This window comes from Nodosilinea sp. E11 (assembly GCF_032813545.1).
In the GTDB taxonomy this organism is placed as follows: Bacteria; Cyanobacteriota; Cyanobacteriia; order Phormidesmidales; family Phormidesmidaceae; genus Nodosilinea.
In genome coordinates this window covers 290,864-306,830 of sequence record NZ_CP136520.1, presented here as the reverse complement: position 1 = coordinate 306,830, position 15,967 = coordinate 290,864, and the positions used below count along the sequence as shown (strand labels likewise).

Below are 15,967 nucleotides of genomic sequence, written 5' to 3'. Positions count from 1 at the left end.
CGATGAGCCTAACAAATCAGCAAATTGAACAATTTATCAACGATGGCTACGTGAAGGTCGAGCAGGCGTTCCCTCGTCAACTCGCCGACCAGTGCCGAGAAATTCTTTGGGCCGATGTTGGCTGCGCTCCTGAGGACAAGTCGACCTGGCAGAAGCCCGTAGTCTGGCTGGGGGAATATGCTCAGGCACCGTTTGTAGAGGCCGCTAACACCCCTCAACTGCATCGGGCTTTCGATCAACTGGTGGGTGAGGGAAACTGGCAGCCGAGGCGCAGTTTAGGGTCTTTTCCGGTGCGATTTCCGACGAACGAAGACACTGGGGATACCGGTTGGCATGTGGATGCCAGCTTTGCGGGTAAAGACTCAGACCCTAACGATTTTATGTCGTACCGCATCAACGTGTATTCCCGCGATCGCGCCCTTTTAATGCTGTTTCTGTTTTCAGATGTGGGTGAGCAGAGTGCCCCCACCCGAATCCGAGCTAGCTCGCATCGTGAAGTAGCTCAGATTCTCGCACCTGCTGGAGAAGAAGGGTTATCGTTTGCCCAGCTGAGTGCCCAACTGAGTGCTACGACGCAGTGCCCTGAAGTATTCGCCACAGGGGAAGCAGGGATAGTCTACCTCTGCCACCCGTTCCTAGTTCATGCTGCTCAGATCAACCGTGAATCTCAACCTCGATTCATGGCTCAACCACCTCTTTTTGCAGCTAGACCATTTGAGCTTACGGGTAAATCGCCCTCCTCCTATGTTCCCGTTGAGCGAGCTATTCGCAACGCTCTGGAAACATTAGGTGACGAAAATAGCTGAGGGTCTGATCATCAGCATTGATTCAACGACACTTAACGCTACATTAGGAAAATTATGATGAAGACCACTCGTTGTTTCGTGGCAACTCAATTATGAATAATCTTTTTAGCATTAATTCAACGTATGTTGTGATGGATGAAAATGGCAGCGCCATTCCTGTTCCGGTGAATGCCACTTTCTTTGAAGACTTAGAACGGCAATTCGGTGACTTTAAAGGAAAGCAGCTAATTTCCCACTATACCTTTACCCAAGATTGGGACACCTGGGAAATGCACCCGGCTGGCGATGAATTTGTTTGTCTGCTCTCAGGCCAGGTCGAATTTATCTTAGAGCAAGATTCTGGGGAAACAAAGGTACAGATGAGCATACCTGGGGAATTTGTGATTGTACCCCAGGAGGTATGGCACACGGCCAAGGTTCATGCTCCCAGTTCAGTGCTGTTTGTCACTCCTGGCGAAGGCACTCAGAACCGTCCGCTTTAATTACTTTTGAGGTTTGACTCATGCGTCTTGACCGATTCATGGTGCCGCTTACTCTAACTGCTGCACTGCTTAACAGTGCCCAACTCCCGGTGTTAGGACAGATTCAGGAAAATGATGATGATGTTATACCAGCCGAAATTGTTTTACGTTTGCTAAGTTCAGATTTTCTAGAGGTCCAACAAATACTCCTTTATGAGTTGCCCAACGACCTTCCTATACAACTTCCATTGCCCGACCAGGCTACCGTACTTGCCAGTATGGTCTACCGCGTTGAAGGATTCGATGTTGATCTCTATAGAGTCTTATTAAATGTTCCTCAACCTCCTGAGGTTGTAGCTGCTCAGTATAGACAGCAACTGAAATCGCAGGGTTGGCAGGAGCCCACGCCTATCGCAGGAGACCTGGCTGGATTTATCCCAAGCGCTGCGCGGCTGGATAATCAGCTTGTTTTTTGCAGCGCAGATAAGACTCAGGGCATTTTTGTATCGGCATCTTCTCAAGCAGACAACTCAACCGACTTAGATCTTAATTTAGTTCCTATTACCGACGATCATTCAAGCTGTCGATCAGACCGCGCCAGTGATCAACCGCCAGACTTTAAATCGCCGATGCCGTTGCTGAGTCCTCCAGTGGGAGCTATTGTCACTCCGCAAGGCAGCTCCGCTAGCGGCAGTAAACCTAATGAGTATTCTTTTGTGGAAGTTGACGCCACAATTGAATCTGAACTCAGCGCAGAGGCGATCGCTCAACACTATGCTGCTCAATGGGAATCAGCGGGATGGAGTCCTTACGGGGAAGAGACTAATGGCAGCGTTAAAAAAGTTTGGAGGTTAGAGGACGAAGCTAGCCAACCATGGCAGGGTACCTTGACCATTGAGCCATCAGCAGAGCAGTCTGGAGTTTACAGGGCTATAGCGACAGTGGAAGTGCTACAAGAAAATTCCCATGAATAAATAGGAGTAGGCAAATCCGTCAGCGCAACAGCAATCGTTACTCTATGTCACCAGGAAATTTATGCCAGATACCCCTAAGATTGTGAACATGAACGAACTAGAGTGGAAAGAGGCCCACCACTCCGAACATTACACCGGCTGGTCTAAACGGCTAACGCCCTCAATGAATAGCCGACAGGGTCACATTGGGGTTGTGGTTGAACGGCTCAAACCCAAAAGCCTATCCTGTCCACTTCATTACCATGTCCATGAAGACGAATTTTGCCTAATTCTTAAAGGCAAGGCCCTGTTGCGGTACGGCGAGACTACCGTTGAAATGAACGAAGGTGACGCCATCTCATTCCCTCGCGGAGAGCGGATCGCCCATCAGTTTTACAACCACACCAACGAGACAGTTGATATTTTGATGATGGGTGAGAATCTTCCCTATGATGCTTGCTATTACCCTGATTCCGACAAATGGCTGTCGCGGTCTATTCCTGGGGTTGGTAAGTTCGAAGCCACTGACTACTGGACCGATGAGCCCGATATTCCAGTCATGAAAGCTCCTTCATCACCATAGACCAAAGGATGGCGCGCGTGTCAGAGTCCGTTACTGTGCTCAATCACCGAGAGGCTAACCCAGCTGAAGGGTTGCTGCCTCGACCAGCGGTGTGGTCTAGCAGGGGATGGGACGACATTCACCTGGAGCTATACCAACAGCCCAAATTCGCTACGGCAGAGCATCAGCATACCCTGCACGCGATCGCGATCGGTCTCCCCAATGCTGCTACCAACCCCACGGGCTATCGCTGGCTCGACGGCCAGCGCCAGCGGGAAGAACGCCCCCAACACGGCCTCGCCATCATTCCCGCTGGCGTTGCTCACCGCTGTAGCTGGGATAGTGAAGCTCAGTTCATGGTGCTGGCGCTGGAACCAGCTCTGCTTCAGCACGTGGGGCAAGATTGGGTGAACCCCGATCGCATTCAGCTTCTGCCTCAGTTTATGGATACGGCAGACAGCTTCATTCAAAGCCTGGTCTTAGCGCTGAAGGCGGAAGTGGTATCGGGAGGGCTGGGCAGTTCCTTGCTGGTGGATAATCTGAAAACTTCGCTGGCCATTCATCTGCTGCGTGACTACTGTGTGACTCAGCCCCGGCTCTCTAGCATTGCCGGTGGACTCTCCAAAACAAAGCGAAAGCAGGTCAAGGAGTATGTTGATGCCAATCTGCATCAGGAGTTGAAACTGGTGGAATTGGCTGCGATCGCCCAAATTAGTCCGGCTTACTTTGCCCGTTCGTTCAAGCAAAGTGAAGGGCTCTCACCCCATCAATACATCTTGCAGCGGCGGGTAGAACAGGCCCAGGTTTTGCTGCGCCACAGCGAACTCAGCCTGGCAGAAATTGCCGTCAGGGTCGGCTTTTGCGATCAGAGCCATCTGACACGGTGCTTTAAGCGCTTAGTGGGTGTCACTCCAACTCAGTTTCGTCAACGTTAATCAACCTCATTCAAGTCCAGAAGTGGAGTTCTGCCGGTAGAAAAACCACAGATCCCGAGCTGGACTTGGGATGGCAGGAATATCCCAAGGGTGGGCGGTTTTGTTCTAGCCGCTGGCCCAGTCCAATTTCTAGGCTGACAACAGGTTTTGTGGGAGAACCAACCATGCCTGTTGAATGTGCCGAAGTGATCGTTACCACCTCAGACGGACAAATGCCTGCCTTTTTGTGCCAGCCAGCCGAGAGCGATCGCCCTTCAGGGCCGGTCTTTGACCAACGCCTGCCCGCTGTTTTGCTCCTAATGGAAGCCTTTGGCTTGACCCGTCATATTCGCAATATTGCCCTTCGCCTGGCCCAGCAGGGCTATGCGGTGCTGGCTCCCAACCTGTACTACCGAGAGGGCGAAGACATCACCTTTGGCTATGACGAGGTCGATCAGGCGATGGCCACTATGTATCGCCTGGATTTTGGTCAGCCCGTTGAGCAGGATCTGAAGGCCGCGATCGCCTATCTCAAAGCTTTGCCTACAGTAGATGCTGAACGCATTGGTGTGACTGGATTTTGCCTGGGGGGTGGACTCACCTTTCTAACCGCCTGCCGCTTTTCCTCAGAGATTGCCGCCGCTGCCCCCTTCTACGGCATGGTGCTGGACGAGTGGATCGAGGCCGTGAAAGATATCACTGTGCCGATGCTGCTGGTCTTTGGGGGGCAAGATCCGTTCATTGGGCGCGATCGCATCCAGCAGATCGAGGCCCGCTTTCAGCAACTCGACAAAGCCTACACGCTGAAGCTTTACCCCGAAGCCACTCACGGCTTCTTCTGCCACGAGCGCGAGTCTTACCACGCCGCTGCTGCTATCGATGCATGGCACAAATTAACGCTGTTTCTTCAGGCTGAGTTGTGCTAGTTGCTGGTGTATGGAGGGGGAAAGAAGGTCGTTCCTTTTGATGAAGGAGGAACCGGGGACAGCGTGCGATCGCATACAACAGACCAACAGATGACCATAACCCACAACGACGGTTAGTGTAGATCGGTCGGTAGCTCGCTACTCAGAGTAGCTCTCGCCCATTCTCTGGTTGAAATGTCCGTTTGGCTACATTACCTCATTCCCACAATAACGTCGGTGTCTATACCAGCGGCCAGCGGTTTATCTTATACTGTGACACCTGCTGTGCGGTGGTAGATATCTGAACTCTAAAGTCTATGTTCTAAAAGGGTTGTAGACTTTGCAAAAAAGCCTTCGATCCATTTTCGATCCAAAATTGCTCAATGCTGGCCAGAAACTCACCGCTGGAAAGCAGGCCTTGAGATCAATGCTCTTGCTTTATTGGATCCATGGCTCGCATTGGATGCGGTCTTTTCAGCTTGGTTTCCCCACCGAGACGAGCCATGGGGGAGAGGTTATCTCGTTCCCCGCTGATGGAGTTGGGAACAGGCCTTGATAAGCTTTAGGGCATTCCGATGTGATGCCCATGAACCGTCCCATTCGATTAACGAAACCCCCAGACGATATCGTCACGGCGACAATAGGCCTGTTAACTCAGGAGCACGCCGGGCAAATCGATGACATCTGGGAAGGCATTCTGCGGGAGACACAGCAGTCTGACGCCAGTTGGGACTGGGCCTATAAGCTACGACTGGCTGTCAATGATGATCGCTACGAGGCCTACGGCATCGAGTTTGAGGCGCTACTTCAAGGCGTCATTTTGCTCGAAACGCAATGGCACCGTTCCTGGTTGCCGCAACGGTTTCCTCTGGTCTATGTCGAATACTTAGCCTCTGCGCCGTGGAATCGCCGGTTACTCGAAGATCCTCCCTATCTAATTGGGGTCGGACGGGCACTTGTACTCTTTGCCCGTCAGCGCAGTGTGGAGTTAGGTTACGGTGGTCGCATCGGTCTCCATGCGCTACCGGGCGCGGAAGCTTTTTATCGACGTTACAATATGCCGGACTACGGCCCTGACTCGGACAAAGACGGATTGGTATACTTCGAGTACGCCGCTTTAACGCTCTAACTCATCCAATCACTTATGAATGATGCAATCCTGGCTGAGCAACTGAGAAAAACGGGCAACCTGATGGACTTGCTCAATGACGAGGCTTGGGTTCGAGAAGCAGATGCGGAGCACGCCAGTGAGGAAGGGCCGGTTGAGGCTGGTCTGGGCCTACAACCTTATGTGGAGTTACTCAAGGATGCTTCGCCGGAAGCTTTGCAGCGGCAGCGGTGGTATGTGCGCGTGCTATCCATCTTGTTGCCGGAGTTGAAGAGGTGGTTAGAGTCGTGGCAGCTTGGGCGGAGTCTAGAAGCTGTCTACATGGAGGCGCAAAAATGCTTATATGGTCACCTAAGGCATCTCACCCCCGAACAAGCGGCCTGGATTGAGATGCTGTTGGCAGAGGGAGAGCAGGCGGTACCCAACGAACAGAAGGTGATTCAGGCTGAGGCGATCGCTATGCTCGCCCAGATGTTTACTACAGAGGACTGGCAGGCGATCGCGAATGTGGCCTCTCAAACAATGGCGAAAGACATTCTACAGATGGGGCAAGAAGCGGCAGTTCCCACGCTCGCTATCTAAACTTAGCCATTCAATAGGGTTGGGAACGGCTTGATGCTTTTCTATCCCCTCAAGCAAACACCTCCCCCTGCCCCTCGTGAGTGAAGCCGGGGACAGATGGAGCTGGATCAAACATACAAACATAACGGTGTACTACTGAGCCGAGGGACTCAGCCGCCGCAGGGCCTTCAAATGAGCACCAGCATCATTGCGCCGTCGAAACCGGGCTACGGTGCGTCGCTGTATGTGGGGGAGGAGTTGAACAACACACCAGGGATGGAGCAGCGCCTATCTCGATCAGGCCTACCTTCTGCACCATAGGCAGCCCGCAGATACACTTCTCCATTGTCGATGAAGCTAGACTGTAGTCTCCAATTGGCTGAGCATTGCAACCTGATAACCAAGTTCACCAGACATAGACAATCTTTGAAAATCAATTGACCAGCTTCAGCATTCCAGTGCGGCGACTTGTTAGCTAGCGGTAGAGGGATGGGTGGCAGGTTAAGACAAGAACACACTTGTCAACTAGGTTTCAGGTTTTTCTGAATACCCCCGCCGATAAAGCATTGAGCTTTATTGAGTGTAAATACTTACTAAAGCGTCCTGATCATCCAGATGCACATCTAGAGTTTGATGCTTTTGTATCCACCATATCTAGCGCTTGACAGAATCTAGAAAAGCTTAACCTGCCACTCATCAGTAAAGGTATAAAAACAAACACCTTAGCCTCGTCTGCCTCAACCTAAAAGATTCGGATGGCTCAGGCTGCACAAACTGGGCTAGAAGTTAAAAGAGTTAGTTCGCCCGACAATGTTGCCTAATTCTAAGTGTAAAGGCTTCAATAGTATTAATGATACTCTCGTAAAAATTATACAGCCCTAGCCTTGGAGTTTGACCAATGACTGACCCTTTATCATTGACTGCTGCCACAATCGCTACCCTTGCCTTCCAAAAGTTTATCGAGTCTGGTGCGGGTGAGCTAGCTAAAAAGTTTACTACAGAGGCGATCACCCAAATGGACACTCTCCGTCAAAGGATCGTGACAAGGTTGCAAGGGAAATCGAAAAAACTGGATGAGGCACTTGTCAAAGCAGAGGAAGGCGATAAAGCAGCCGTGGAGGCTATTGGTAAAAACCTGGATGTGGTGATGGATGAATCGCCCGAGTTTGCTGAAGAGATTCGAGTGATCGCCCGTGAGATTACGTTAAACCAGATTCAAGACAATAGCAGCATAAGCCAAACCAACTACGGTGGCACTAACTACCAAACTAAAACCGGACCGGACAACACCAACTTTTTTGGCGGTACCCATACCCACGGCTCGAAATAGCAATCGAATTATGCAACAAATCAATCAAAGTGGCGAAAATTACTCTGTCGAGACGGGCGACAATAATCAAAATTTCTTTGGTGGAGTTCATTATCATGCTGCCTCACAGCGTTCTGCGACAGGAATTCCCCACAACTTACCCTATGGAACTTCTAGGTTCGTCGGGCGCGATTCCGATTTGAAAAGGTTGCATGAAAAGGTACAACGGGAAACAAAGGTGCCGATTTCGGCGATTGCTGGTATGGGAGGGGTGGGTAAGACAGAATTAGCATTGCAGTATGCCTACTGTCATCTTGACAAAGAGACTTATCCGGGGGGTATTTGTTGGTTGCGAGCAGGGGAAAAACAAGACTTGAGTACACAAATTGTCTCCTTTGCTCGGACAGCCTTAGATTTATTACCGCCAGATGAGTTGGAATTAGACGACAAGGTGCGGTGGTGCTGGCGACATTGGCGTGAGGGAAACGTACTCGTCATTTTTGATGATGTCTGGAATTATGATGAGAGCACTGAGCAGGATCAGAACTATCCCAAAGTGAAACCTGTTTTGCCACCTGCAGAACCCCGATTTCGGGTACTACTAACAACCCGTTTAAAGTTGGGATCTCCAGTGAAAACAATTCTATTGGAGGTGCTGACAGAGGCATCAGCACTGGAGTTACTCCATTCGCTAGTGATGGATGAACGCATTAACCAGCAGATTGATGAAACTAAACGTGTCTGTGAGTGGCTGGGCTATTTGCCCTTGGGTTTAGAGTTGGTAGGGCGGTACTTGGCACGTAAATCAGATATATCTTTAGCAACACTGTGGAAACGGTTACAGGCTAAAAGCTTAGAGGCGAAAGCCTTGAAGGAAGCGGCACCAGAAATGACTGTTTCTCGGAATGTGGTCACTGCCTTTGAGTTAAGTTGGGGCACTTTGAATACTGCAGGGCAGTCTTTGGCGGGATTGCTGAGTCTGTTTGCTCTGGCAGAGATTCCGTGGGTGGTGGTGGAAGCCTGTCTACCGAACTGGGAGGAGGAAGACCTGGAAGATCTGCGGGATGAGCAATTATTAGGGAGACACTTGTTACAGCAGACTGGGGTAGGGATGTATCAACTCCACCAGCTGCTTCGGGAGTTTTTTGTGGCGAAGCGGGAGCAGATAGCAGAGATGGACGAGATTAAACAATCTCTATGTCAGGTTCTAGCTAAAGTGGCAAAAGTGATTCCATCCGCGCCCACGCTAACTCAGATTCAGGAGGTGGCACCAGGGCTTCCCCATTTGGTAGAAGCCGCAACCGCATTGTCTCCCTGGGTGGAAGATTTTGATTTGCCTTGGCTCTTCATTGGAATTGCCCGTTTCTATGAAGGACAAGGAGACTATGCTCAGGCTTTACCATGGTTACAACAATGCTGTACTGCTACAGAAGCTCGACTAGGATCTGAGCACCTTGCTTTTGCCGCTAGTCTGGGCTGTCTGGGAAGTCTCTATAAAGAGCAGGGACGTTACAGCGAAGCAGAATCTCTTCTCCTGCGATCACTTTCTATTCGAGAGCAACAGTTAGGCATTGACGATTCCTCTGTCGCTAATAGCCTCAACGTGCTGGGAATTCTCTACCGAGAGCAAGGACGTTATAGCGAAGCAGAATCTCTTCTCCTACGTTCGCTCTCTATCCGCGAACAGCAGGGCAATGATCCCTCCGATTTTACTTATACTCTCAGTAATTTAGCAGCAGTTTACCTAGATCAGGGGCGCCATAACGAAGCAGAATCTCTCTTCCTTCGATCACTTTCTGTCGAAGAACAGCAAGTAGGCAGTGACGATCCCTTTGTCGCCACTAGCGTCAACAATCTAGCAATGCTCTACTTCAAGCAAGGACGCTACGACGAAGCAGAACAGTTTTGCCGACGAGCACTAACTATTTACGAGCAACAGTTAGATAAAGATCATCCTAACGTGGCTCTAAGTCTCAACAATTTAGCAAACATTTATCGAGAACAGGGGCGCTATGGTGAGGCAGAACCTCTCTTTCTCCAATCGCTAACTATTTGGGAACAGCAGTTAGGTCAAGACCATCCTAATGTGGCCTTAAATCTCAGCAATCTGGCAACACTTTACCTGGCTCAAAGTCGCTACAGTGAAGCAGAGCCTCTCTTGCTACGCTCACTGGCTATCTCGAAGCAGCAACTGGGTCAAGATCATCCTAATGTGGCTCTAAGTCTCAACAATTTGGCAAATTTTTATCGAGAACAGGGGCGCTATGGTGAGGCAGAACCTCTCTTTCTCCAATCGCTAACTATTTGGGAACAGCAATTAGGTCAAGACCATCCTAATGTGGCCTTAAATCTCAATAATCTGGCAGCACTTTACCTGGCTCAAAGTCGCTACAGTGAAGCAGAGTCTCTCTTGCTACGCTCACTGGCTATTTCGGAGCAGCAACTGGGTCAAGATCATCCTAATGTGGCTCTAATCCTTAACAATTTGGCAAATTTTTATCGAGAACAGGGGCGTTACAGCAAGGCAGAACCTCTCTTGCTACGCTCGCTGGCTATCTGGGAGCAGCAACTGGGTCAAGACCATCCTCATATTGTTTCAAGCCTTAACAATCTAGCAGTGATCTACCAGGCTCAAGGACGCTACAGCGAGACAGAACAGTTATTACAGCGGGCAATGATTATTTGTGAGCAGTTCGGCCAAGACTACCCCCATATTGCTACAAGCCTCAACAATTTGGCACAACTTTACCAGATACAAGAGCGATACAGCGAGGCAGAACAGTTTGTTCAGCGGACAATGACTATCTGGGAGAAACAGTTAGGGGATGACCATCCTAATATAGCTATCTGCCTTAATAATTTGGCGGGAATTTATCGAGAGCAAGGGCGACTAATTGAAGCAGAAGAGCTTTATTGGCGCTCACTTATTATCTGGGAGCAGAAGTTAGGCTCAAATCATCCCAATGTCGCCACCAGTCTAAGTAATTTAGCAGTGTTATGCGAAGCTCAGGGGCGCTATGAGGAGGCAGAACCTCTTTATGTGCGATCACTCCAGATTCGAGAAGCACAATTGGGCGATCACCCCGATACTGCAATCAGTTTGGCAAATTTGGCATATTTCTATCGTACTCAGGCTCGTTACCGGGAAGCGGAGTCTCTCTATCTAAAAGCACTTAAAATTCGAGAAACAGAATTAGGAAATCATCCTGATACTGCAAGCACTTTGAACAGTTTAGCAATGTTGTCTCAAGATCAAGGCGATTACCCGAAGGCAGAAACTTTCTACCTACAAGCAATCCAGATTCATGAAACGCAATTGGAGGATCATGTTGATAAGGCTATTATTCTGGGGAACTTGGCATATTTGTACCGCATCCAAGAGCGTTACGCAGAGGCAGAAACATTGTACCTACGAGCAATCCAAATTCGTGAAATACAATTAGGCAAAGATCATCCTGACACAGCTGCTAGTCACAATAGCCTAGCCCTTTTGTATGATTCTCAAGGGCGTTATGAAGAAGCAGAGATGCTCTATTTGAAAGTAATTCAAATTCGTAAAATGCAATTTGGGGCTGACCACTTAGACACTACTAGTGGCTTAAACAATCTGGCTGTTTTGTACTATTCCCAGGAACGCTATGCAGACGTAGAACCTCTTTTGCAAAAGGTACTTCAAGTTCGTGAAGTACAATTGGGGGCTGAACATCCCGATACAATAGATACTCGACAGAGGTTAGAGTGGGTGAGGCAAGCTCTTACCCACCCATGAATTACAATAATCTTCAGTCTTTAAATCAGTCGAATGACAGCACCTTTCAGAAGCAGCAAGTAACCTCGAAATCAGCAATACCTACTAACCTTCAGCAGTGTAAAACGTTACTTGTCCGTCAGGATTATTTTGATTGTACTTACCAGCAGCAATGCTTGCTCGACCTGAAAGCATACTAATAACACGCTCATGTATAATCATAGCCGCATCAACTAACCCATTTTGAACCATCCACTCAAAGACTCTCATGCTATCGTCAATAACTTTTTTACTGCTTTCCAAATCTGCGCTTAATTCGGCGTCCAACTGATCCATTCGGCGCTCAATTATTATTCGTTGATTCTCAGCATTCTCTCGAATTAACTGTCGGGTTGTTTTTTCGTCATCAAGTTGCTTGACTAAATCTAGAGATTTATCAACCAATCCTAATGTCTGATGGGCAATCGGAGCGATCTGCATAGCGAGTTGAACGTACTCACGGAGTTGTGGATTATCAATAAGCTCTAGATATTGATTACCTTGCACAATTTGGTCATCCATATTTATTAGTTGCTCCTGTTGATAGGTTTGATCACGTCCTGTTGCATAATTTTCTTTAAGGACTGCCCTCCTCTGTAACAATCTTCGATTGCTCGTTGCTCTGACTCATCAAGGTCAGACAGTTTTTGCCCAGTACGAGATAGGTGAGTAGCAGTTTCAAGATTGCGATTTGTATAATTTGCAGCTACTTCATGAACGAACTTTGTATGTTTAACTCCCTCAGAAGCTGTTCCGTAGGTTTTTATTGCTCCGCTAATCTGCTCGCACACAGCATCAACATCTGCTTGAACTTTCTCCAGTTTCGTACGCTGCTGGGAGGTCGTAAATAGGTATGATATCGCATGAATTGCTGTGGTAATTGCTATCGATGCTGCATCTGATTTTTGAAGCTTTGTAAGATTCTTGCCGTTTAAAGAATGGACTATGCTCTGAGAATAGCCTTGAAGCACATTCTTTAAATCTTTCTCAATCGCGGCAGGCTGCAAATCAGTTGGATACCTGAAGTCAACAGCAACCTTTAGTTCTTGAGGAGTCGGAATGTCTTGCTCCCTAAGCATAAGCTCGTTGAAGAAGGGTTTAATAGCTGCTTCATACCTTGGCAACAGATCGAATTGCAACTGCTTTCGATATTGAGTTAGTCTATCAACGTCATCATTAAAAACTATTTTGGCATCTTCCAGGCGCTTCTGGGCATCCTCCAAGCGTTCTTGAATTGACTTAGCCCACTCACCGGGATGTTCGAATATGTTGTTTGTTGCCCTTTTATGAGAAGCCTGGATGGACGAGTCGTATTCGTACAAATCCTCTCGCTGTCTTGCCAAAATGATTGCTTTTTGCCGCTTTTCCTCAGCTTCTTTTGCCGCTTTGATTTTTTGCTGTTTTGACCAAAGAAAATATCCTGCCAGCGATACTGCACCCAAGATGAGTGCAGTTTGAGGAGCTACCCTTAAGAATACAAGGTATATGAGTCCTAATATGAAAAATCCAAAGAACTTCAGACAGCCAATCATGATTTATTTTTAATTACTTTTCCTGTTTCTGCAAACAGCTCATGCATACGCTCTAACCCACAATAATCTAACTTTCGCAGGGTTACCACCCTATTGAGATCTCACGGATGAGCTAGTGAACGCAGAGCCGGCTAACGACTTGTTGAATCAAACTAATCTGACTATATTCTGCCTACGGGGTACACAGGTGAAACATTCGCACACTAATCAACCCTTTAGGGCATATAGGCGACGATTAGCCTGCATAATAATCCTCTCCAACATAGAAAGGCCACAAAGATCCGTATATTTTCCGTTTTACGATTCTTGCTCATCCACCTGATCAATCAGCGATGGAATGCCGGTGGGTTGCCAGAGGCGTTCAAACTGGGCTGGGGCGATCGCCCGCCACATCAACCCCCCACCCACCGCCACCGCTAGCCCCAGCGCACTGCCCGCCGCCCAGCGCGGTAGACTTGACGCAGGCTAGGTTCCGGTACCGGGGGCGGCAGGGTGTGGCGCTGAGCTGGCTCATCGGTGAGCCAGCTCAGGGTGGCATTGAAATTGTGCACCGGGTTGGGCAGCAGACTCAGGTAGGTACCCTGGCGAAGCAGGTGACCGCTGCGCCCGGTGATGGTAATGCGGTCAAACAAGTTAGCCGCCCCCTCGGCCAGGCCCAGCTTGATCAGAGTGCCGCGCAGGGAAACCTGGGCCGGTTGGGGCGGCTGGTGCTGGGCCACGGCGTTGAGGTTGGTGGCAATCGCTGATAGGCCACCTGGGCTGTGGCTGGATGGAGGTCGTCTAGCACCGTGCAGTCGCCCCGGCAAACACATTGAATAGCTCACTCAATGTTAGTTAGGGCGATGGTGGCAATCAGCAGCGAGATCGGGAACATAAACTAGCAGTCAAAACTCATAGAAGGCCGGATAAACAAATGCGAAGGCGGTAGGACTCGGAATCACTGTGCCGTCTAGCTCTTCCACTACCACCTTAGACAAAGCCTGATTCCATCGGGCGCGGATAGGATCAGGCAAGTTCCGCCTGCTGCTAGCCGATCTGCCTCAGCTCGTCGCGAACAAATCAGTGGCTATCGTCCGAAAACGATCTTGAGGCGTTTGCCCATCGGCACCCAGCCAGTGTTATTGCTAAAATCAGTCCGTTGTAAACCCAGGGGTAACTTCAGCCTATCGCGTTAACCCACTTCCGCTGTTCTTAGAACTAGTAACACCTGTAATACTGAGCGTAAATGCCTCAGCCGATGGGAATCTCCATATCAAAGATAATGCTGTATTGGGCGAGGGGAGACAGACGGTACAAAACTTTCATATGTGCGTCAGCATCATTGCGACGTCGAAATCGAGCCACGACCCGACGTTGCATTTGAGGTAGATGTTGAACGATGCACCAAGGATGTAGCTGCTGACTGTAAGTTGTCGGTGTATTAAGAGCATGGGCAACAGAAGAATGGCCCTGCTGAGTAGGCAAGTAGTGTTGCTCCTTCTCTACTACTTCATATTTCTTGCCAGACTCCATCGTCTCCCCAGCAGCGGTAACCCTTGAGTTTAATGCCCGCTCGATCTTGCATAAAAGCTCAGATGCTTCCCTATCAGTTGGGTACAAAGCCCAGGCATTGAGGGGAATAGAGAGATAGGTCAGCCGATAGGACTTGCCACTCTTGCGATGCACAATCCAAACAGCCTGCCGGGGCAACTTTTGCAGGCGATCGCCCTGGTTTGCCAGCGCTGCTCGAATGCGTTTGATATCGGCCATCACTCGGTGTCCTTGGCTCACTTGACTGTCCTCCAAGACGCTTCACTTCAGTGCAGTTGATGCCACCCTAGCCAAGGGAGCTTCGCCAAAACAGAGCACGGTGATATTGACAATTTTGGGTTAGGTGTGATCGTCTTCCTGCTCGGTAGAGCAGAGAGCCTGCCGTAGGTCTGCTGGGATCTGGTCAAAGTTGTCCAGCAAAAAATCCATTAGCGCGAGATGGCGCAGGTCTACAGGGGTGGGGCGGCGATAGCTGCGACCTTTGCGAAACCAGCCCCGCACCGTTGAGACCGACCGGGAGCAGATCGCGGCCATATCTTCCTGGCTGACCTGCCACTTGGCGTAAAACCGCTGGGGCGTCATGCCTAGTTGGCAGTAGCTGTACCGCTCAATTAGGTGCTGTTCGCGGGGAGAAAGGGGGCGGGGATTCATCGGATAGGCTCCTCATCAAAGGGGTCGAGGTCGTCTTCCCAGGCAATATCGGCCCTAACCCAGGCGGCACTGGGGGAAGCAAGATCGAGCCAGATCAGGTAGCACCATTGCCAGCGGCGACGGTGGGGGGCGTAGCTGTAGAACCGACCAATTACCAGACCCCAATCGGTCGCGTTGCCATGGGGAATCCAGCGGAGGCGATCGCCGTAGTGAAAGTGGGGCGCTTCAACCTGGGGGAAGGCGGTAGGCAAGTCCGTCGCTGACGGGAGGTGCAGGTGGCCAGAGTTAAAGGCATACCAGGGGGCTCGATGGATTACCAGAAGCTGGCGTAATCGTTGGTGTGGAAAGGGTTGAGCCATAGGGAGGGCAACTCCTGGGTGCTGGCGAAGATCAGCCTGGCCGCCAAACAAGGCTGAGGTAACTTGACTAGCGGGCATGCTTATTTATATTAAGGGTAATCTACTCTAGATTAGAGTAGATTACCCTTAATCGCAACGCTTCACCTAGGCTTGCTCTAGAGCTAGATAGAGTGGCTATGACTACCCAGAAGCGCCAGACCAGCATTTACCTGCCAGACCCGATGAGGGAAGCCATTCAGGTGATCGCAGACAGAGAGCAGCGATCGTTTACGTTTGTGGTTGAAATGCTTTTGAGGGAGGCCTTGGAGGCAAGGGATGCCGCCGGGATGGATGGTTAGGCGCATCCACAGGAGGTTTAGCGAGGCCTGCCATCACTATCAAACTTGCAGCATCTGTGTCTTTAGCGGGATCCAGGACTCAGCCTTGTCAGATCGCTCCTATTTCGGAATAACTTATCAGCACTATGCCGGAAACGAGCGAAAGTTGTTCGTACCAGAGTTCTGGACCCGTTTGCTCAGAATGGAAAATA

General features: G+C 49.8%; 17 protein-coding genes. 11 read left to right on the top strand and 6 right to left on the bottom strand.

Annotation, left to right across the window (positions count from 1 at the left end):
- Positions 1-2 precede the first annotated feature (2 nt).
- From RRF56_RS03830 to RRF56_RS03785, 10 genes are all read left to right on the top strand, one after another.
- Positions 3-806 (top strand): phytanoyl-CoA dioxygenase, encoded by an 804-nt coding sequence (locus RRF56_RS03830; protein WP_317036305.1) that lies wholly within the window; start codon positions 3-5, stop codon positions 804-806.
- A gap of 92 nt (positions 807-898) precedes the next feature.
- Complete coding sequence (locus RRF56_RS03825; protein ID WP_317036304.1) at positions 899-1,288, top strand: hypothetical protein; 390 nt, start codon at positions 899-901, stop codon at positions 1,286-1,288.
- Between the two features lie 20 nt (positions 1,289-1,308).
- Entirely contained in the window at positions 1,309-2,241 is a 933-nt protein-coding gene (locus RRF56_RS03820) for a hypothetical protein (RefSeq protein ID WP_317036303.1), read from the top strand.
- Positions 2,242-2,329: 88 nt separating this feature from the next.
- Entirely contained in the window at positions 2,330-2,803 is a 474-nt protein-coding gene (locus RRF56_RS03815; protein WP_317036302.1) for a cupin domain-containing protein, read from the top strand.
- A gap of 8 nt (positions 2,804-2,811) precedes the next feature.
- Positions 2,812-3,717: a helix-turn-helix transcriptional regulator gene (locus RRF56_RS03810; RefSeq protein WP_410510531.1), complete on the top strand. Its 906-nt coding sequence runs from the start codon at positions 2,812-2,814 to the stop codon at positions 3,715-3,717.
- Positions 3,718-3,881: 164 nt separating this feature from the next.
- Entirely contained in the window at positions 3,882-4,622 is a 741-nt protein-coding gene (locus RRF56_RS03805) for a dienelactone hydrolase family protein (protein ID WP_317036300.1), read from the top strand.
- Between the two features lie 565 nt (positions 4,623-5,187).
- Positions 5,188-5,730, top strand: a complete 543-nt coding sequence (locus RRF56_RS03800) for a hypothetical protein (protein ID WP_317036299.1) — start codon at positions 5,188-5,190, stop codon at positions 5,728-5,730.
- A gap of 15 nt (positions 5,731-5,745) precedes the next feature.
- The gene (locus tag RRF56_RS03795) at positions 5,746-6,291 is read left to right on the top strand and encodes a hypothetical protein (RefSeq protein ID WP_317036298.1); all 546 of its coding nucleotides are present in this window, start codon (positions 5,746-5,748) and stop codon (positions 6,289-6,291) included.
- An 877-nt stretch (positions 6,292-7,168) separates the two neighbouring features.
- On the top strand, positions 7,169-7,600 hold the full coding sequence (locus tag RRF56_RS03790; RefSeq protein WP_317036297.1) for a hypothetical protein: 432 nt from the start codon (positions 7,169-7,171) through the stop codon (positions 7,598-7,600).
- Between the two features lie 10 nt (positions 7,601-7,610).
- Positions 7,611-11,348, top strand: a complete 3,738-nt coding sequence (locus RRF56_RS03785; RefSeq protein WP_317036296.1) for a tetratricopeptide repeat protein — start codon at positions 7,611-7,613, stop codon at positions 11,346-11,348.
- 84 nt (positions 11,349-11,432) lie between these two features.
- Here the strand turns inward: RRF56_RS03785 and RRF56_RS03780 are convergent, their stop codons facing one another.
- The 6 genes from RRF56_RS03780 to RRF56_RS03755 all read right to left on the bottom strand — a co-directional run bounded on the left by RRF56_RS03780 (position 11,433) and on the right by RRF56_RS03755 (position 15,438).
- On the bottom strand, positions 11,433-11,888 hold the full coding sequence (locus RRF56_RS03780) for a hypothetical protein (protein WP_317036295.1): 456 nt from the start codon (positions 11,886-11,888) through the stop codon (positions 11,433-11,435).
- 5 nt (positions 11,889-11,893) lie between these two features.
- On the bottom strand, positions 11,894-12,898 hold the full coding sequence (locus RRF56_RS03775) for a hypothetical protein (protein WP_317036294.1): 1,005 nt from the start codon (positions 12,896-12,898) through the stop codon (positions 11,894-11,896).
- A 416-nt stretch (positions 12,899-13,314) separates the two neighbouring features.
- On the bottom strand, positions 13,315-13,722 hold the full coding sequence (locus RRF56_RS03770; protein WP_317036293.1) for a hypothetical protein: 408 nt from the start codon (positions 13,720-13,722) through the stop codon (positions 13,315-13,317).
- A 406-nt stretch (positions 13,723-14,128) separates the two neighbouring features.
- Positions 14,129-14,647: a hypothetical protein gene (locus RRF56_RS03765; RefSeq protein WP_317036292.1), complete on the bottom strand. Its 519-nt coding sequence runs from the start codon at positions 14,645-14,647 to the stop codon at positions 14,129-14,131.
- A gap of 120 nt (positions 14,648-14,767) precedes the next feature.
- On the bottom strand, positions 14,768-15,079 hold the full coding sequence (locus tag RRF56_RS03760; RefSeq protein ID WP_317036291.1) for a helix-turn-helix domain-containing protein: 312 nt from the start codon (positions 15,077-15,079) through the stop codon (positions 14,768-14,770).
- Positions 15,076-15,438 (bottom strand): hypothetical protein, encoded by a 363-nt coding sequence (locus RRF56_RS03755; protein ID WP_317036290.1) that lies wholly within the window; start codon positions 15,436-15,438, stop codon positions 15,076-15,078. Before RRF56_RS03755 ends, RRF56_RS03760 begins: the two co-directional genes overlap by 4 nt.
- A gap of 176 nt (positions 15,439-15,614) precedes the next feature.
- On the opposite strand from RRF56_RS03755, the gene RRF56_RS03750 reads away from it, so the two are divergent.
- On the top strand, positions 15,615-15,776 hold the full coding sequence (locus RRF56_RS03750; RefSeq protein WP_317036289.1) for a hypothetical protein: 162 nt from the start codon (positions 15,615-15,617) through the stop codon (positions 15,774-15,776).
- Positions 15,777-15,967 lie beyond the last annotated feature (191 nt).

Coding starts and splice junctions, on each gene's coding strand:
- RRF56_RS03780 (WP_317036295.1), bottom strand. CDS start 11,888: ATGGATGACCAAATTGTGCAAGGTAATCAATATCTAGAGCTTATTGAT.
- RRF56_RS03765 (WP_317036292.1), bottom strand. CDS start 14,647: ATGGCCGATATCAAACGCATTCGAGCAGCGCTGGCAAACCAGGGCGAT.
- RRF56_RS03825 (WP_317036304.1), top strand. CDS start 899: ATGAATAATCTTTTTAGCATTAATTCAACGTATGTTGTGATGGATGAA.
- RRF56_RS03820 (WP_317036303.1), top strand. CDS start 1,309: ATGCGTCTTGACCGATTCATGGTGCCGCTTACTCTAACTGCTGCACTG.
- RRF56_RS03775 (WP_317036294.1), bottom strand. CDS start 12,898: ATGATTGGCTGTCTGAAGTTCTTTGGATTTTTCATATTAGGACTCATA.
- RRF56_RS03785 (WP_317036296.1), top strand. CDS start 7,611: ATGCAACAAATCAATCAAAGTGGCGAAAATTACTCTGTCGAGACGGGC.
- RRF56_RS03750 (WP_317036289.1), top strand. CDS start 15,615: ATGACTACCCAGAAGCGCCAGACCAGCATTTACCTGCCAGACCCGATG.
- RRF56_RS03805 (WP_317036300.1), top strand. CDS start 3,882: ATGCCTGTTGAATGTGCCGAAGTGATCGTTACCACCTCAGACGGACAA.
- RRF56_RS03800 (WP_317036299.1), top strand. CDS start 5,188: ATGAACCGTCCCATTCGATTAACGAAACCCCCAGACGATATCGTCACG.
- RRF56_RS03815 (WP_317036302.1), top strand. CDS start 2,330: ATGAACGAACTAGAGTGGAAAGAGGCCCACCACTCCGAACATTACACC.
- RRF56_RS03795 (WP_317036298.1), top strand. CDS start 5,746: ATGAATGATGCAATCCTGGCTGAGCAACTGAGAAAAACGGGCAACCTG.
- RRF56_RS03810 (WP_410510531.1), top strand. CDS start 2,812: ATGGCGCGCGTGTCAGAGTCCGTTACTGTGCTCAATCACCGAGAGGCT.
- RRF56_RS03790 (WP_317036297.1), top strand. CDS start 7,169: ATGACTGACCCTTTATCATTGACTGCTGCCACAATCGCTACCCTTGCC.
- RRF56_RS03755 (WP_317036290.1), bottom strand. CDS start 15,438: ATGGCTCAACCCTTTCCACACCAACGATTACGCCAGCTTCTGGTAATC.
- RRF56_RS03760 (WP_317036291.1), bottom strand. CDS start 15,079: ATGAATCCCCGCCCCCTTTCTCCCCGCGAACAGCACCTAATTGAGCGG.
- RRF56_RS03830 (WP_317036305.1), top strand. CDS start 3: ATGAGCCTAACAAATCAGCAAATTGAACAATTTATCAACGATGGCTAC.